Source organism: Mucilaginibacter sp. P1_D10 (genome assembly GCF_056406215.1).
In genome coordinates this window covers 111,315-128,518 of record NZ_JBFUAP010000021.1, presented here as the reverse complement: position 1 = coordinate 128,518, position 17,204 = coordinate 111,315, and the positions used below count along the sequence as shown (strand labels likewise).

At 46.7% G+C, this 17,204-nt stretch carries 13 protein-coding genes; 9 read left to right on the top strand and 4 right to left on the bottom strand.

The genetic code is table 11. The features are described 5' to 3' along the window. Positions 1–8: 8 nt before the first annotated feature. A complete protein-coding gene (locus tag AC1DYT_RS24420) occupies positions 9–1,106 on the top strand; it encodes an adenylate/guanylate cyclase domain-containing protein (protein WP_477472110.1) in 1,098 nt (365 codons plus the stop codon). A 65-nt stretch (positions 1,107–1,171) separates the two neighbouring features. Here the strand turns inward: AC1DYT_RS24420 and AC1DYT_RS24415 are convergent, their stop codons facing one another. Continuing rightward, the gene (locus tag AC1DYT_RS24415) at positions 1,172–1,852 is read right to left on the bottom strand and encodes a lipid-binding SYLF domain-containing protein (RefSeq protein ID WP_477472109.1); all 681 of its coding nucleotides are present in this window, start codon (positions 1,850–1,852) and stop codon (positions 1,172–1,174) included. Between the two features lie 676 nt (positions 1,853–2,528). Here AC1DYT_RS24415 and AC1DYT_RS24410 point away from each other — a divergent pair. The 3 genes from AC1DYT_RS24410 (at position 2,529) to AC1DYT_RS24400 (ending at position 6,323) form a co-directional block, all read left to right on the top strand. Beyond that, positions 2,529–3,515: a LuxE/PaaK family acyltransferase gene (locus AC1DYT_RS24410; protein WP_477472108.1), complete on the top strand. Its 987-nt coding sequence runs from the start codon at positions 2,529–2,531 to the stop codon at positions 3,513–3,515. 91 nt (positions 3,516–3,606) lie between these two features. Next, positions 3,607–5,559 carry a gliding motility-associated C-terminal domain-containing protein gene (locus tag AC1DYT_RS24405; RefSeq protein WP_477472107.1) on the top strand — a complete coding sequence of 651 codons (1,953 nt, stop codon included), beginning with the start codon at positions 3,607–3,609 and terminating at the stop codon, positions 5,557–5,559. A 92-nt stretch (positions 5,560–5,651) separates the two neighbouring features. Continuing rightward, positions 5,652–6,323: a PH domain-containing protein gene (locus AC1DYT_RS24400; RefSeq protein WP_477472106.1), complete on the top strand. Its 672-nt coding sequence runs from the start codon at positions 5,652–5,654 to the stop codon at positions 6,321–6,323. A 77-nt stretch (positions 6,324–6,400) separates the two neighbouring features. On the opposite strand, the gene tyrS is transcribed toward AC1DYT_RS24400, so the two are convergent. Further along, on the bottom strand, positions 6,401–7,684 hold the full coding sequence (tyrS, locus tag AC1DYT_RS24395; protein WP_477472105.1) for a tyrosine--tRNA ligase: 1,284 nt from the start codon (positions 7,682–7,684) through the stop codon (positions 6,401–6,403). Between the two features lie 381 nt (positions 7,685–8,065). On the opposite strand from tyrS, the gene AC1DYT_RS24390 reads away from it, so the two are divergent. The 4 genes from AC1DYT_RS24390 to rpsA all read left to right on the top strand — a co-directional run bounded on the left by AC1DYT_RS24390 (position 8,066) and on the right by rpsA (position 11,593). After that, positions 8,066–8,728: an ACP phosphodiesterase gene (locus AC1DYT_RS24390; RefSeq protein ID WP_477472104.1), complete on the top strand. Its 663-nt coding sequence runs from the start codon at positions 8,066–8,068 to the stop codon at positions 8,726–8,728. 45 nt (positions 8,729–8,773) lie between these two features. Continuing rightward, entirely contained in the window at positions 8,774–8,983 is a 210-nt protein-coding gene (locus AC1DYT_RS24385) for a DUF2683 family protein (RefSeq protein ID WP_477472103.1), read from the top strand. Continuing rightward, positions 8,965–9,246 (top strand): Txe/YoeB family addiction module toxin, encoded by a 282-nt coding sequence (locus AC1DYT_RS24380; protein WP_477472102.1) that lies wholly within the window; start codon positions 8,965–8,967, stop codon positions 9,244–9,246. Before AC1DYT_RS24385 ends, AC1DYT_RS24380 begins: the two co-directional genes overlap by 19 nt. Before the next feature lie 340 nt (positions 9,247–9,586). Continuing rightward, entirely contained in the window at positions 9,587–11,593 is a 2,007-nt protein-coding gene (gene rpsA / locus AC1DYT_RS24375) for a 30S ribosomal protein S1 (protein ID WP_477472101.1), read from the top strand. 170 nt (positions 11,594–11,763) lie between these two features. On the opposite strand, the gene AC1DYT_RS24370 is transcribed toward rpsA, so the two are convergent. Then, positions 11,764–14,559 (bottom strand): hypothetical protein, encoded by a 2,796-nt coding sequence (locus AC1DYT_RS24370; protein WP_477472100.1) that lies wholly within the window; start codon positions 14,557–14,559, stop codon positions 11,764–11,766. 184 nt (positions 14,560–14,743) lie between these two features. Next, positions 14,744–16,369, bottom strand: coding sequence for an aminopeptidase P N-terminal domain-containing protein (locus AC1DYT_RS24365; RefSeq protein WP_477472099.1), 1,626 nt, complete (start codon positions 16,367–16,369; stop codon positions 14,744–14,746). 210 nt (positions 16,370–16,579) lie between these two features. On the opposite strand from AC1DYT_RS24365, the gene pyrR reads away from it, so the two are divergent. Continuing rightward, entirely contained in the window at positions 16,580–17,131 is a 552-nt protein-coding gene (gene pyrR / locus AC1DYT_RS24360) for a bifunctional pyr operon transcriptional regulator/uracil phosphoribosyltransferase PyrR (protein WP_477472098.1), read from the top strand. Positions 17,132–17,204: the final 73 nt, after the last annotated feature.

Below are 17,204 nucleotides of genomic sequence, written 5' to 3'. Positions count from 1 at the left end.
GGATTTTTATGACAATGCTCTCGCCCAAAGCCAAACGGAATATCCTGCGCATCGTGCCATTCGGCGTGCTGTGGCTGGTATTCAGTTTGGTTTACACCCTGCTGGAGCGTGGCCTGCTGGGCAAGCTGAATTATTACCCATCCACCGGCAACCCTTATTTTTTTACGAGGAATATCATTACCATGCCAATTGCGGCCTTGGTAACCGGTTTAATTATGGGCGTGCTGGAGGTTTTTTGTTTCAATAAGTGGTTCGTCAAAAAAAGCTTCACTAAAAAAATCCTTTACAAATCGCTTGTCTATCTCCTGATAATACTGTGCTTCCTCGTCATTACTTTCATCGGCACAGCACCCGACATGGTAATCGCAGTGGGTCGGAAAGCGTTCTGGAACACTGCATGGATTTTTTTTACCAACTATTCCATGTTAAGCGTCACTATTTACATCGCTTCCATTATTTTGGTTACGCAATTTTATACCGAGGTAAGCGCTAGCATCGGCCACGCCGCCCTGCGTAATTTCTTTTTGGGGAAATACCACCGCCCGGTACAGGAAGAGAGGATATTCATGTTTTTGGATATGCGTTCATCCACGACGATTGCCGAGAAACTGGGCCACGTAAGATACTTCGAGATGCTCAAAGAATATTTTGCCGACCTGTCCGAGCCGGTGATAGATTACCAGGGCGAGATATACCAATACGCCGGCGACGAAATGATTATCTCCTGGAAACTCAAGACCGTGCAAAACAACGACTGTATCGGGTGTTTCTTTGCGATGAAAAATGCCCTGGCGCAGCAGGCATCAAAATACGAAGCGCGTTTTGGATTGCTGCCCGGCTTTAAAGCAGGCCTGCATTATGGCATGGTTACCACCGGCGAGATAGGTGTGTTAAAAAAGGAAATCATTTTTACCGGCGATGTGCTCAATACAGCCGCCCGCATACAGGGCCTGTGCAACCAGTTCGATGTGGATATACTCATCTCTGGTCCCCTCGCGAAAGTCCTCGGGCCAAGCTTTCTTTTCCATACAAAATCCCTCGGGCAGCATAATTTAAAAGGGAGGGATGAGCAAATGGAAATACTTACGGTAGTATATACGCCCTAAAAAGCATGGAAACAAAAAACGCCCCGGCACATTGCCCGGGCGTTTTCGTTTTAAGATATCGCTTATTATTCAAACGAATTCAATGTGGTTTTCAACTCGGCGATGGCACTTTCGGTGCTGGTAGCACGTTCGAAAATCTGTGCCGAGGTAACGCCCTCGCCATAAAAATCGGCATTGAGGCTTTTGTTGATAGCCAGGTTAGATCCGTTTACGCTGATGCCGGCAAACAAGCCTTTGCTGCGCGAGTAGGAGTAAATTTCCGCTTCCAGCTTATGGTCTGTGCTGGCAGTAGAGCTGCGACCAACCGGGCCGGCCGCGGCAGATATATCGCCGCCGATGGTAAAATCGCCGTTTTTAACTTTGGTGAGTACCCCTTTGTTCTTGAAAACCAAAACAAGGTCTACCGATTGTACGCCTATTTGAAAACCGAAGCTGCCGCCCGTAAGGGTAACGAATACAGGGTCGCTCCATTTGCCGCCGGGCAGTTTTACCATAGCCAGGCCCTGTCCGCGTTTGCCGCCTATGCCAAAACCTGCGTTGATGAGCTTTGGTACGATAACGATGCCCTCGTACTCCTTAAGCAATTCGCTCGGGATGCTTTCTTTCATCTCGCCGAAGGCTTTTAATACGTTGGTAGCCTGGTGTATCTTCTCGAGGCCTTTTTCGGTAGAAACCGGTTTGGCCGATGCCAGTATAAAGAATGCGCTTAAGAGAAGCGGCAATCTTAAAAATTTAATAGCTTTCATGATAGATAAGAATGATGTGTAATTATTGATTGTCTTTAGCTATAATAACTCAAAAATGGCCGATTTGTTACGCCTGGGAGATGTGCAAATGCTGGCGGATGTGCAGATGTGCAGATTTCAGATGTGCAAATGTCGGTGGATTGCGGAAACCGATAGATATGCAGATGTAGGTCAGGTGCAGGTACTTTTGAAACATCTGCCGTATTCCAAATCTGCATATTTGCACATCTGAAATCTGCACATCGAGATGTTTTCCCGCCTGGAATTTTCTGGAAAATCAGCTTAGAAAAGTGTCGAAAAGTTAGAAAAAGCTGGAAATATTTTTGAGGCCGTACAGGCGGAATTTAGCCAAAAACAGCCATTCCATGCAAATTTCGGCCTTTTATACTTTTACAGAAAAACCCAAAAAAATTCCGAAAAACGCAGAAAAACGCAGAAAAACACAGAAAAACACAGAAAAACGCGGGTTTTTCAGCGACGTTTCAACAAGTTTAAGCCTGTGGCAGGGCAACATCACGGTAGGTCGGCCTTTCCGGGCCCGGCCCGATTTTACAGGATTTGTCCAGAATTTCTATAAAATAAAACTGGACAATCACTGCGCGCCAACATGCATCATCTGCACATCTGAAATCTGAAATCCGCACATCTGACGCATCTTCCTTATCTTTGCAAAAGCATGATCAAGCCGGGTAAAGAAACCATATTCACTTTAAATAACCAAGCCTCATTCGAGGATGCGGCCTTGCAGGTATTCAGGTACCAGGCGGCCAATTGTGCGGCTTACAAGGCATTTATTGATGGCCTGAGAATAGACCCCGTGCTGGTTTTTGAGCTGGCGCAAATACCCTTCATGCCGGTTGAGTTCTTTAAATCGCACCGGATTGTTACGGGTGATGCAGAACCTAACGTGGTATTCACCAGTTCGGGTACCACCGGCATGGTTACCAGCAGCCACACGGTTACCGATGTAAGCTGGTATGTGCAAAGCTTTAGGCGGGCCTTCAACTTATTCTACGGAGACATTACAGATTATACCGTGCTTGCCCTGTTGCCGGCCTACCTGGAGCGCGAAGGGTCCTCGCTTATTTATATGGCGCAGGATATGATAACCGAATCTGCTAATGCGGATAGTGGTTTCTTTTTATACAATCACCAGGAGCTTTATAATAACTTACTCACACAAAAAGAGGCAGGCAAGCCCACTTTACTCATTGGCGTAACCTTTGCCCTGCTTGATTTTGTGGAGCAGTACCAAATAGATTTCCCAGGCCTTATCGTTATGGAAACAGGTGGAATGAAAGGCCGCCGAAAAGAGATGATACGTGAGGAACTGCATGCCACGCTTTGCGCAGGTTTCGGCGTAAGCACCATCCATTCGGAATACGGGATGACGGAGCTGCTGTCGCAAGCGTACTCCAAAGGGGAGGGGATATTTAATTGCCCGCCCTGGATGAAGGTTATCACCCGCGATACCAACGACCCACTTACAATGGTTGGTGATGGCAAAACAGGTGGCGTAAACATTATCGATCTGGCCAACATCAATTCCTGCTCGTTCATAGCCACGCAAGATTTGGGCAAGGTGTATGCCGATGGTTCTTTTGAGGTTTTGGGCCGTTTCGATAATTCCGACATCCGTGGTTGTAACTTATTGGTGGGTTAGCCCGTCAATGCACGTAATGGTGCCTATGTATTGCAGGCGTCTTTTCAAAATAGTATCTTACAGCATATTTAAGTCCCTGAACTTGTCGCCCGTGATAACTCCCCTTATTAAAAAGACGATTGCTTTATTCGCGATGCTGGTGAGCATCCTCGCGGCCGCCTATGGCCAAACTTTTTACGTAAATACCAGCAACCAGGAGCTTAAACGGGTTACTATAACAGGCAACGGCCTGGTAACCCAGGATGTAACCGGATGCGGCAATGGTTATTTCTCTATAGCAATGTATCAAAATACGCTTTATTATAACCTAACCTATAGCACTTTGATGAAAGCCACTCTTACCGATGGCAGCACACCATCGGTAAGCGACTGTATCTCTTTGCCCATAACTGCCCCCGCCAATTCGCTCACAGTGGATAAAGATGGCGTGGTGTATTACGCAGCAGGTAGCCAGCTGTTTTCGTTGGCACCAGGGGCATCGGCGGCGGTTTATTTAGGCGACATGCCCTTCCAGTCTGCAGGCGACCTGATGTTTTATAAAGATGAATTATACATGGCGGCTTTTGAGGGTATCGTAAAGATACCGCTCAACAACCCGGCGGTTGCAAGCCTTTACATCCCAATCCCTAACCGATCTATTCTGGGCCTGGCTGCCGTGCTTCAGAATGGTGGACTGAAAGTATATGCGCTTGCGGGCAGCCTTACATCCGGCACCGACCTGTTGGAGCTTGATATGGATGCCAAAACCGTGAAAGGCACCATTGGCACCCTGCCGTTCACCGTTTATGACGCAGCCAGCAGTACCGAAAATGGTATAGCGCCCGTGATCGACCTGCAGGAACTTAAAATAAACCAGGAATGCGGGGCGATAAATAAAGGCACCATACAGGTGATATGCAAGCCGCACACCAGCGAATACACCTACACACTCAATACCGGCCAAAGCAATACCTCGGGCATCATCGCCCCGCTTGTGCCTGGCAATTACCATCTTACCATTACCTCCAATGGGGGCGAACTCCCCGTCGAAGCCGACTTTGTAATCCCCGATTACAGCCTGAATAATCCTATAATCAGTATTGCCAAAAAGAACCCTGTATGCGATGTGCCCGGCGAGATTACGCTCAATACCGCAAGCGGCAACACCGCCTATGCTATTCAGTACAATAACGCCGTTTACGAGTTTGGGCATAAGTTTACCGGGTTGGCGGCAGGTACTTACCATTTTACCATCATCAACAAAAATGGCTGCCTTATTGATGAAAAGGATTACGTGCTGGAGCAGGATGTTTGTCCTCCCATAGCAATTACCGACATACAGTTTTTGCAGGAATGCATCAATTACAACAATGCCAACGTAACCGTTATTACCACGCCACATCCCGATACTTACACCTATTCGCTTAATGGCGTTACAGGTTTGAGCAATTCCTTCGCCAATGTGCCGCCCGGGACTTATACGCTGGTGGTAACCTCATCCGGCGGCGACCGCAAAGAGCGGCAAGTATTGGTGCCTGCACTTTCGGCCATAAACAAGCCTGCACTAACTTATACCATGCGGAATGCGGTTTGTACCGCCCTGGGGCAGATAACCTTTATTGCCGCCGGCGATTTAAAAGGCGCAACTAAAATAAAGCATGGGGCAAACCTTTACGCCATAGGGCAAACCATAAAGGGGCTGGTGCCGGGCAGCAACCATTTCACGGTATTGACTGCAGAGGGCTGTATATTAGACGAACTGGACATAACCATAGGGCAGGACCGCTGCGATATGGTTACCTTCCCCAACACCTTTACGCCCAATGGCGATGGCGTGAACGATACCTTCCGGCCCGACCAAAACAGCAACCCCATTGGCGTTGAATATTTTATATACAACCGATGGGGCGAGCAATATTTCCACTCGAGAAACCTTAACGGTGGTTGGGATGGCAATTATAGGGGCAAGCCGGCATCAGCGGGCATATATTACCTGGTTGCCAAGTACACCATGGGCGATGGGTTGAGCCATATGCTTAAAACATACATTACCTTGTTGAGGTAACGTGCCGGAAGTTTTTTTCGGTATAAAACGTATATTTACAAGCGGCATATTATTGTTATTTTTGCCGCCGATACAAAATATCAACCATCATCATGATAGAGAAATTCTTAAAGGAAGAACAAGACCCCAAAGCCGTTGAACGTATTTACGGCCGCCTGGTAGATTTGCTGTCTACCGGCGAGGAGATATTATACATAGCGGTGCAAAAGAAACCGATAGTGAACCTGTTTCCCGATTGTATTGCGCTTACCAACAAGCGTATCTTGTTTTTTACCCCGGCAAACCTGGGGCTGTCCATCAAATTTGTGGATTTTGTATGGAAGGATATCGTAGATGTTTACACCCGCGAAGAAATAATAGGTGCCATATTCAGCGTAAAAACAACCAATGGTGCCGAAATGGGTGTGGATTACCTGCCCAAAGTACAAGCCCGTAAACTGTACCAATATGCACAGGAGCGCAAAGAAGCCGAGCGCGAGGCCCGTCGCCTGCGAGATCTGGAAGAAAAACGCGCCGAATCCGGTTCGATGCAGATAGAACAAGCCGCGCCGCTTGCCTACCAGCCCGCTGCGCCGGTATATCAGCCGCCTGTTGCTGCTCCGGCACCTGTGCCCACCCCGCCGCCTGCATCTGTTGCACCGGAAGAGCCTAAAAAGGATGAGTTGACCGAGAAGTTGAAGAGGCTAAAGATGCTTTTTGAAAACGGGCTAATATCGCAGGAAGAGTACAACGCCAAGAAGCTGGATTTACTGAGCGATTTTTAATTCGCTTTATTGCCATAAAATATAAAAGCCCTAAACAGTTGTTGCTGCTTAGGGCTTTTGCTTTAGCAGGACTGCGATTATTCAGCCACAATCAAAAAATAATTCCTCTTTCCTTTTTGTACCACTAAGTATTTGTTATTGATAAGGTTAGCAGTACTATAAATATCATCCGGCGTGCCAACTTTTTCTTTGTTTATGGCAACGCCGCCGCCCTGTATCATTTTCTTTGCTTCGCCTTTTGATGGGAAAATTGTCGTCTTTGCTGCCAGTAAATCGGTTACAGGCACGCCGGCTTCGAGCTCAGCCGTGCTGATGGTAAAGTTTGGTACGCCGCTGAATATCGCCAGCACTTCATCGTCGTTAAGTTCGCTTAAGAACTCGATTCCGGTATTGCCGAATAAAAACTCCGTTGATTTGATAGCCTTTAAAAAGCCTGCTTCGCCGTGCACGCGCAGGGTGATATCTTTCGCCAACGCTTTTTGCAGCGTGCGCAGGTGAGGGGCCGCATCGTGCTCGGCCTCTATTGCTTCGATTGTTTCTTTATCGAATAGCGTAAATATCCTGATGTATGATTTGGCGTCGTCGTCGCCGGTGTTTAGCCAAAACTGGTAAAACTGGTAAGGCGACGTTTTTGCCGGGTCAAGCCAGATGTTGCCACCTTCAGATTTTCCGAATTTAGTGCCGTCGGATTTTTTGATGAGTTGCGTGGTTAGTGCAAACGCTTCGCCGCGGCCTTTGCGGCGTATCAGTTCGGTACCGGTTACGATGTTGCCCCATTGGTCGCTGCCGCCCATTTGCAGGGCGCAGTTTTTATTTTTCCATAGGTAGTAAAAATCGTAGCCCTGCACCAATTGGTAAGAAAACTCGGTGAAGGACATGCCCGTTTCGCCTTCCAGCCTTTTCTTTACCGAATCTTTGGCCATCATGTAGTTAACGGTGATATGCTTGCCTACATCGCGGATAAAGTTGAGGAAATCGAAGCCTTTGAACCAGTCGTAATTGTTTACCATCTGGGCGCTGTTTTCGCCACTGCCGAAATCGAGGAATTTCTCCAATTGGCTTTTAATGCCGTTGAGGTTGTGTTGTAGGTCTTCTTCGCTCAGTAGGTTACGTTCGGCAGATTTGCCCGATGGATCGCCTACCATGCCGGTTGCGCCGCCAACCAATGCATAAGGCTTATGGCCGGCACGCTGGAAGTGTATCAGCGTCATGATCTGCGCCAGGCTGCCTACGTGCAGCGAATCGGCAGTTGGGTCGAAGCCGATATAGCCGGAAACCATCCCTTTATTCAGTAATTCTTCAGTCCCGGGCATTATATCGTGCAGCATGCCGCGCCAGCGTAATTCTTCTACAAAATTCATGTTGTGTGTATGTTATCAATCCCGATAGCTATCGGGACGGCAAAGATAGTAGTTTATACGTTGCACGTAAATGTAAATGCGCCTTTTTGCCCTTGTAAGTACATGAGGCGTTGGAAAAAAAGCGGGGGGAATGTGCGATTCCCCTCTTGAGAGGGGTGGAGGGGTGTGTCCTTTGTACTTTCTCTTACGCAATTGCGCGGTGGCGAACACACCCCGCCACAACACACACCAGCGCGCCCCTCTCAAGAGGGGAACCAAAAAAGCTTTCGCGTACTCTTGGTGTAAACGCAGGGTGATATTGCCATTACATCTGTGTAAAGCCTTTTTTATGTGCCGATTTTTTCGTTTCTTGCTGATGACGCAACATTTTAGCCCCTGTTTATGAATTTTTTGTCGCATTATTACTTCGACCGCGATACTACGGACTGCTACTTTACCTTAGGTACCGTACTGCCCGATCTGTTGAAGAATGCCGATAAAACCATCGTGCTGCATCCCGAAAAGTTGGTGCATAGCAATCCGCATATCAACTCCATTATACAAGGCTGGAACAAACATTTGCTGGTTGATAAGTACTTCCACTCCTCGGAGTTTTTCCTGCGCCACTCGCATGCGCTTAAAAACCTGCTTACGCCTGCCATAGCGGGCTCGCCGGTAAAGCCTTTCTTTTTAGGGCATATTACCATTGAGTTGATATTGGATAACCTGCTCATTACTACGAACAGCGTAGTGGTAGATGATTTTTACGGCCATCTGGATAGTTGCGATATCGAAGTCATCAATGAGTTCCTGGCTTTTGCGGGCATGAAGAACCCTGCGATATTCGGGGAGTTTTACGCTGAGTTCAAAAGAAGTCGTTACCTGCATACCTATGCTAACCTTGGCCAGGTTACTTATGCCCTCAAACGTATTTGCATGCGCGTATGGCGCGACCCGTTTACGTCGGAGCACCAAACGGCTATGACGGAGGTTGTGTTAGCTTACCGCATGGGTTTGCTGGATAGTTTTATGGAGATATATGAGGAGATAGGGGAGAAGTTATGAGAAAAATAGATTTTGTGTGGCTAATGGTATTTATTAAATTTGTTTATGGAAACAGTGATTGTGCACCCAAAAAACGATGAGCAATTGTCTGCTATAAAAGCATTCGCTAAAGCACTTAAAATGGACTTTGAAACTACCAAAAGCCCGTACAATCCTGATTTCGTTAAAAAAATCAAGCAAAGTAAAAAGCAAGTGGAAGATGGTAAATTCATAACACTTGATCCCAATAAATCAATATGGGAAAATTTAGGGTAATTATTTCCAATAATGCCGCTAAAGACTTATTAGCCATTCAAAGGTCAGGAGATAAAGCATCTATCAAAAAAGCTGAGGTTATTATATCTGAACTGTATGATCACCCCGAGACAGGCACAGGAAAACCGGAAAAATTAAAGCACGACCTGGCCGGATATTGGTCCAGGAGAATCAATAAAAAAGACAGGCTAGTATATTTTATTGAAGATCAAATCATTACGGTGACAGTGGTTTCCGCCATAGGTCACTATTCTGATAAATAGCCTCAAATTAAAGCCATCATTTCCTGCGTTAGCGATTGCAGCGGAAAACCCACAGCCGCGGGAGGGGCCGAGCGTAGGCAAGGGCGAGGATTTGCAGCGGAAAGCGCTAACGCAGGCAACGCCATAATATTTAAGTACTTAGTGCAAAATCTTGTTCTAAAGATTTTAACACTTACCACCTCATCAATAATTCCTCTCCGGAGCAAGCTTCGCCTGAAATTCCCCGTAAAAACCGCCTAAAAATCAATATTTAACAATAAAAATATTTTTATCTATAAAAATTATATCCGTACCTTTGCAGTCCCAAACGAGTGTTGGGAAAAAGGAGTAAAATTTATTAATGGCAAAAAAACAAGAAGCAGAAAAAGAATTAAAAGCTAAAGAAGCTGAACTGGGTACAGTTACAGCCTCGGCAGAAAAAGAAACTATTGAATCAGAAGCTGATTCGATATCAATCGAAGAAATCAAATCTAAAATCGCAGTTGCACCCCTTGAGGATTTCGACTGGGATGCAGACGACAAAAAATTTGGTAACTACAGCGATAGCGACCGCGAGAAATTAGAGAAATTGTATGATGGTACTTTCAGTTCTATCACCAAAGGCGAAATTATCACGGGTACCGTTGTAAATATCAACAGCAAAGACGTTGTTTTGAACATCGGCTTCAAATCTGACGGTTTGGTATCGGTTTCTGAATTCCGTGATACGCCTGATCTGAAGATCGGCGATACGGTTGAAGTATTCGTTGAGTCGCAGGAAGATGCTAACGGTCAGTTAGTATTATCGCGCAAACGTGCTAAAACACAAAAATCATGGGAGCGTATTAATTCGGCTCTGGATAACGATGAAATCATCACCGGTTTTGTAAAAAGCCGCACCAAAGGTGGTTTGATTGTTGACATAATGGGCGTTGAAGCCTTTTTACCAGGTTCACAAATCGACATCAAACCTATCAGGGATTATGATGTTTACGTGGGCAAAACAATGGAATTCAAAGTTGTTAAGATAAACCACGAGTTTAAAAACGTTGTGGTATCGCACAAAGTGCTTATCGAAGACGATTTGGAAAACCAAAAAACAGAAATCGTTGCTAAGCTTGAAAAAGGCCAGGTATTGGAAGGTACCGTTAAAAACATTACCGATTTCGGTGTATTCATCGACCTTGGTGGCGTAGACGGCTTGCTGCACATTACCGATATATCTTGGGGCCGCATAGAGCACCCACGCGAAGTATTGGCATTAGATCAAAAAATCAACGTTGTTGTGCTTGATTTCGACGACGAGAAAAAACGTATCGCTTTAGGCTTGAAACAACTTACCCCGCACCCTTGGCAATCGCTTGATACTGATTTAGTTATCGGCTCTAAAGTTAAAGGCAGGATTGTTACCGTTGCTGATTACGGCGCGTTCCTGGAAATTATCCCGGGTGTTGAAGGTTTGATCCACGTATCAGAAATGTCGTGGTCGCAAAACCTGCGCAACCCTCAGGAATTCCTGAAAGTGGGCGACGAGGTTGAGGCTCAGGTATTGACCCTAGATCGCGACGACCGCAAAATGAGCTTAGGTATCAAACAATTAACTCCTGATCCTTGGCAAAATGCCGGTACCAGGTATGCAATTGGTACTACCCACGTTGCTACAGTTAAAAACATGACCAACTTTGGCGTGTTTGTTGAACTGGAAGACGGCATCGACGGTTTGATCCACATCTCTGATCTTTCATGGTCTAAAAAAGTAAACCACCCTAACGAATTTACTAAGGTTGGCGAAAAATTGAACGTGGTTGTATTAGAGCTTGATATCGATAACCGCAAACTGAGCTTAGGCCACAAACAGCTTGAAGAAAACCCTTGGGATACTTTCGAAACTATCTTCACTATCGATTCGATACACGAAGGTACCGTTATCAAAGTAACCGATAAAGGTGCTATCGTAGCTTTACCTTATGGTGTTGAAGGCTTTGCCCCAACCAAACATTTGATTAAAGAAGACGGCAAACCTGTAAAAGCGGAAGAAGCTGCTGAGTTCAAGATCATCGAATTCAACAAAGAGAACAAACGTATCGTTATTTCACACTCACGTATATGGGAAGAAGCTCGCGCTGACGCTCGTGTGCAGGAATTTGAAAACCGTAAGAAAGAAGCAAAATCTGCTAACAACGCGGTGAAGAAAGTGAAAGAATCTGTAGAGAAATCAACTTTAGGCGATCTTAGCGTATTGGCTCAGTTAAAAGAGCAAATGGAAGGCGCAGAAAGCAAAGCGGCTAAAAAAGCCCCTGCTGCTGCACCGGCGAAAAAAGCTGAACCTGAAGCTGCTGCCGAAACAGAAGAAACCGAAGAGGTTTAATCCTCTTAAGGTTTAAAATATAGGCCCTCCTGAGCAATCGGGAGGGCTTTTTTGTTGGGTGATGATTTAAGCTTTCTGTTTTTTTAACCACAGAGCACGCAGAGAAAAAACACGGAGGTTCACAGAGATTATAGAGCTTTGAGCGATTTGCGTACTTTTTGGGTAAGAGCTTACCTTGTTGCGCTGCTTTTATTTGCCGCCAACGGCGGGGATATCACTATCTTACTCATTTGATACCCAAAATTCCCGTTCATATCCGTCCCTTCAATAGTAACCGTATAGGTTCCCGGCTTATCTGCCGCGTAAAAGGATAGCGTTGCCTTGCCGTTTTTGTCGGTGATTAAATTGGGTTCCCAGTGTACTGTCGGGCGGGGGGCAATAGGTGCGGTGCTATTAACCGTATAGCGGGGCCGGTAAAATTGCCTTGGCAAACAATAGGGGATGGGCCTGTAGGCCACTACATTAGGCGATGTACGGGTATAATAGCTATTACCGCTGCGTGTAGTTACGGTGATGAATGTTCTTAGGCCGTCGGCTATTTTTATATCCTTCACGTCATCTGCGCCAATGTAACGCATTAGGTCTATCATAGATTGTGGGTCGCCAATGGGGACGTCTATCGTAGACGTTGAGCCGGTCATCACATTGCTCCCTAATCCGTCTACTATTATGTCATATATCATATCTATGCCTTTGACAAGAGCGGGCTTATCGTGCATGGTAGGTTTTGAAAATAGGCTTTCTTTGTAAAGGGCGCTAAGGCCAAAACCGTTTAGTTTGTGCGATAGCAGGTCATACAGCGTCATCTTGCCGGCCTCCATCAATTCTGCTTCGGTTATTTCTTTTACCAGGGAACCTGTCATCCCGCCAGCCTTTACATAGGGTTTTCGTTCTTTTATATTTACTTCCTTTAACAGCGTTCCTTTTACCTCTTTCATATCTATGCCGGGCACGCGCTCGGGTTGCGGGCGATTAAAGTAGCCCAGCATCAGGCTATCGGTAAGGTGCACAAACCAGGGCATAGGGCGGATACCGTCCTCCTCAACTTTGGCGGGTGTAAAAGTGTTTAAATGGATGTCGGCGGTAGATGCATTACCTTTTTTGTTGTTAACCCTTAAGGTGTATGCTATGGTATCAAACACAGGCAGGTTGCTGAAAGTAAACTCGCCCTGTGCGTTGCTAACGGTGTCGTATAAAACAAGGCCGTATTTTTTGTTTATCGAAAACAGGCTTAGCTTTGCATCTTTCACGGGCTTGTTAAAAAGGTTGCGCAGGTTTCCGGTCAGGCTATTATCAGGCTCGGCTAAAAATTTAGGCGGTTTGGTGGATTGCAGCACACTGGCCCAATCGTACGCCGCCCAACCTTGCGCAAGCATTAAGTTATCCAACGCTGCTGCTTTGCCGGCATCAGTAGTGGTGAGGTACCAGGCGGCATCTTCTACGTAGCCTTTCAGTTCCGAGGTAAGCAACAAATGGCTAACGATGTTATCCGTACCCGCCTTACCATTGATATAGGCATCGTCCGTTACCGAAACCGCGAAGCTGCCGATTATTGGTGCGCCCTGGGGGTCGCACGCATGAAGGGTAAGGGAGACGCTGTCTTTTGGCTGATGTATCGGCTGGCTGCTGATAACATCCAGGTTAAGGCGGTCGTGGTTGTCAATAAAAATCCGTCGCTGGCATAATGGGTTACCCATGTCATCGAGTATGGTAAAGCTGACGATTCCCGAGCTTAGCCCGTCCCTGGGCGAATGGATGTTGCAATACCCTGTACTTAAGTTAAACGGCACCACTACATAAGTTTCAGTTGCCGACTGCACTATTAATTTGTATGATTTGTTTTGCGCAGCAAAGCCAGGTGTTGCTCTTACAGAGATTAAAATAGAATCGGTAAGCGACAAATTATCTGCTCTTAGGGTTAAGCCTGCAGGTGCAACTAATGGCAACGCGGCTGTGTGCACAATGCCATTCACCTCGTATTTTGCTGAATAGGTTTCATTTGCTACCGGCAGTAGCATAAAAATCCCCATTCCTTTATGTGTGCTGGTAAAAGCACTAACCTCGTTGCCATGGCTATCCACAATTTTGCCCCGCACATCTACCCCTAAACCATCTTCGCCAATGGCTTTAAACGCCACGCGCGATGCAAGCCCGGCCACCAATTTGCCACCCTCGGGCATAAATTGCAGATCGATGTTTTGCATTTGCCCGCCGGGGTAAAAGGGGAAGCTATACTTATTTTGGGTGGTTTTATCGGTAATGATAAGCACAAGTTTACGCGTGTCGGCTTTATCCGGCAGGATGAAATTAGCCGTAGTTTTCCCGCCGTCAGACGTAAGTAAATTGTTCTTGAATATCGTTTTCTTGCCTTCGGTTAGTCTTAATTCAATATCCCGGTAGGGAATAATAGCCCGGGCGAGGGTGCTCAATTGTAAGGCGAGGTTAACCTCAATGCCTTTTGCGCTTTCTGTTATAGTATGCTGCTCGTTTACGAGCCAGCCGCCTTGAGTAGATGGCTTGCCTACATAAAATTGCTTGCTGAAAAACACGTCGCTACCAAAATTCTGCATCCAGTTACTGTAGGCGCGGATGGTATAGAGCCCATCTTTTATGCCTTCGCCAAGGGCGATATGGCCCTGCCCCAATCCCGATACCAGTGGGATAGCAAAGCGGTTGAATACCTTACTGCTATCGTTAATGAGTTCGATATATATTTTATTGCTTAACCGCGACGGCGTATAGGTTGTTGCATTGAATAAATTGGCTTTAAACCAAATGGTATCAAAGGTGGTATAATACGGCCTGTCGAACTGCAGGTAAAGTTTTTCGACCCGGTTGAGGGTGGGTATGGTATCGGTTGATTTAACGGACTGGGCAAAAACTGCCTGGCCTACTAAAATGCAGAGGCAAAACGCCGCCCAAAAAGTGGCTTTAATGAAACAAAGAAAGGTACCCGGTTTTAACATGGGCTTAGGCAGATGATTTAGGTAAATATAGGTAATAGCATTTGAAAATCAATGGCTTGATTTTTTATAACAGCAAAGCCCACCAAGTAAAAAAGCACAAAGGGCACAAAGAATATTCTCTGTGCCCTTGTGCTAATCGTTACGCAAATTCTTTGCGCGTTTTGTGTTTAAATAGGCGAGCAGGTTATTTCAATGCCGGGAACTTCGCCGCATCGAAGATGCTTTTTTGCAATGCTACCTTCTCTATCTCCTGCCAGCTGCGTGGCGCATCTGCGGATAGGTTGATGCCTTTGTCTTTGCCTATCTGTATATCGTCTTCTATACGCACGCCTATGTTCCACCATTTACGGTCGCACGGGCTGCCTGCGGGGATATAGATGCCCGGCTCCACGGTGATTACCATGCCTTCTTCCAGAGGGCCGCCATAAGCGCCTTTATCGTGCACATCAAGCCCTATGTGGTGCGATACGCCATGCGGGTAGTACTTGCTTACTTCGGCTGCTGTTTTTATCAGGCCCAGTTTTATTAAGCCGGCGGCAAGTACCTCGCGGGTTTTAAGTTCCAGTTGTGAGTACGGCACGCCTGCTTTGCATAAGGCGAACACCGCTTCCTGCGCATCATATACAATCTGGTAAATAGCTTTTTGCTCCTCGGTAAACTTGCCGTTGGCCGGGAAGGTACGGGTGACGTCGGCAGAATAACCATGGTATTCGGCACCAACATCCATCAGCACCAGTTGGTTTTGTACGGCTGTGGCGTTGTTTTCCTCATAATGCAGAATACAGCCGTTGCCGCCTGCGCCTACAATTGGTGGGTAGCCTTCATCTTCGGCACCGTATTTTTTATGCACGTATAGCATAATGCCTTCCAGTTCGCGCTCGCTCATTGCAGGGGTTACGGCGCGCATGGCTTCGGCATGGGCAAAGCTGCTTATCTGTACCGCCTTTTTAATAAGGGCCAGTTCTTCAGGCGTTTTTACGCCGCGCAGTTGGGTTAAGGCATCATCGTAAAGTACGGTGCCGCCCATATCTGCCGCTACCTTGGCTTTAAAATCGGCCAGGGTTGCAGAATCGGGTTTGGCTACCAATGCCTGTATCAGGGCGTTGTTTTTATAAGCATCCAATTCCAGCTTAGGTTTCAGATAAGTCAAAATACGGTCGATATTTTTTGGTGTGCCACGTTGGGCAATCAGGGTAAGATCGGCAAGCAGGCCTTTATCGGCATCCTTGATGCCGGCTTTGGTTCTGAAAATGCTCACCAGATCGCTCAGGCTGCCTTTAGAGACATCCGCACCCACGTCGCCGGGGATGCCATCGTACAAAATAGTAGCGAATTTTTTGAAATCGATAGCGAAGGCCGCAAATTCGGCACTGTTATAGGCATCTTTAAAGCCAAGTTTATTTTTTGCGCCTTCAACGCCTAAGCGTTTGCCCGTCCACTGCTCGCGGGCGGCATCGCGTTTCTGCACAAATAGCACTTCGTTGTAGGCGTTGCTGCCGCTACCCTGCATATCCTTAAATACCAGCAGCATGGCGTTTGGCTCTTTGTAGCCGCTGAGGTAATAAAGGTCGGGGTTTTGGTGGTAAACGTAGTTTACGTCGTTAGAGAAAACCTCCTCCGGGAAAGCGAATATAACCGCAACCGAGTTAGCGGGCATCTTATCGCGCAGGGCCTGGCGCCTGCCGGCATGGAATTCCTTGCTCAGGTAATCGGTAGGGAGCCTTTCGATAACTTCAGTTTGCGAAAAGGCAGGTGCAATAGCTGCGCAGGTAAGCGCGGCAGCTAAAGAAATTTTATAAAGCAGTTTCATTTGATTGTGATGTGTTGAAAATAACGGATGAAGATAAATATAATATCGGGAGGATAATGTAACAAGGATGTGTTTTTTGTATTTCGCCCGGCAGACGCAAAATATTGCGTCTCTACAATAAATCTTTGCGGCCTTGCGCCTTTGCGTGCAAAACAAATCATCCCCAAAACTCAAAACTATTTGCTACTTTTGCCCAAATCCACCCAAACGATGCAAAATCTAACGCTGCTCGACGGTCAGAAATTTCAAATTACTATACAGCGTTTATGTCGTCAGTTAATCGAAAATCATAACGATTTTTCGGGTTCGGCACTGATTGGCATACAGCCACGGGGCATTTATTTAGCCTACCGCGTGGCCGAAGAACTCAGGAAAATACTTCCGGAAAGCAAAATACTGCAGGGCGACCTCGACATAACCTTTTACCGCGACGATTTCCGCAGACGCGAAACGCAGCTGGTACCCAATCAAACCAAGATAGATTTCATCATCGAAGGTAAAAAGGTAATCATGATGGACGATGTACTATGGACAGGCCGCACCATCCGCGCCGCCATGGATGCCATGCAAGCCTTCGGCAGGCCACAAAAAGTGGAACTGCTCACCCTGGTAGATCGCCGCTACTCGCGCCACATACCTGTTGCGCCCGATTACGTGGGGATAGAAGTAGACAGCATCGCATCGCAAAAGGTAGTAGTAAGCTGGAAAGAAACCGACGGAGAAGATAGGATTGTGCTGGTATCGGAGGCGAGAGAAGAATAAAACCCAGCGTCATTGCGAGGAACGAAGCAATCTCCCGACGGGCAGGGCGGACATGCAAAGCTTAGAGATTGCT

Bases quoted from the DNA above. Each gene is read 5' to 3' on its own strand.
- pyrR (WP_477472098.1), top strand. From the start codon at position 16,580: ATGCAAAATCTAACGCTGCTCGACGGTCAGAAATTTCAAATTACTATA.
- AC1DYT_RS24400 (WP_477472106.1), top strand. From the start codon at position 5,652: ATGATAGAGAAATTCTTAAAGGAAGAACAAGACCCCAAAGCCGTTGAA.
- AC1DYT_RS24420 (WP_477472110.1), top strand. From the start codon at position 9: ATGACAATGCTCTCGCCCAAAGCCAAACGGAATATCCTGCGCATCGTG.
- tyrS (WP_477472105.1), bottom strand. From the start codon at position 7,684: ATGAATTTTGTAGAAGAATTACGCTGGCGCGGCATGCTGCACGATATA.
- AC1DYT_RS24410 (WP_477472108.1), top strand. From the start codon at position 2,529: ATGATCAAGCCGGGTAAAGAAACCATATTCACTTTAAATAACCAAGCC.
- AC1DYT_RS24385 (WP_477472103.1), top strand. From the start codon at position 8,774: ATGGAAACAGTGATTGTGCACCCAAAAAACGATGAGCAATTGTCTGCT.
- AC1DYT_RS24390 (WP_477472104.1), top strand. From the start codon at position 8,066: ATGAATTTTTTGTCGCATTATTACTTCGACCGCGATACTACGGACTGC.
- AC1DYT_RS24415 (WP_477472109.1), bottom strand. From the start codon at position 1,852: ATGAAAGCTATTAAATTTTTAAGATTGCCGCTTCTCTTAAGCGCATTC.
- AC1DYT_RS24365 (WP_477472099.1), bottom strand. From the start codon at position 16,369: ATGAAACTGCTTTATAAAATTTCTTTAGCTGCCGCGCTTACCTGCGCA.
- rpsA (WP_477472101.1), top strand. From the start codon at position 9,587: ATGGCAAAAAAACAAGAAGCAGAAAAAGAATTAAAAGCTAAAGAAGCT.
- AC1DYT_RS24370 (WP_477472100.1), bottom strand. From the start codon at position 14,559: ATGTTAAAACCGGGTACCTTTCTTTGTTTCATTAAAGCCACTTTTTGG.
- AC1DYT_RS24380 (WP_477472102.1), top strand. From the start codon at position 8,965: ATGGGAAAATTTAGGGTAATTATTTCCAATAATGCCGCTAAAGACTTA.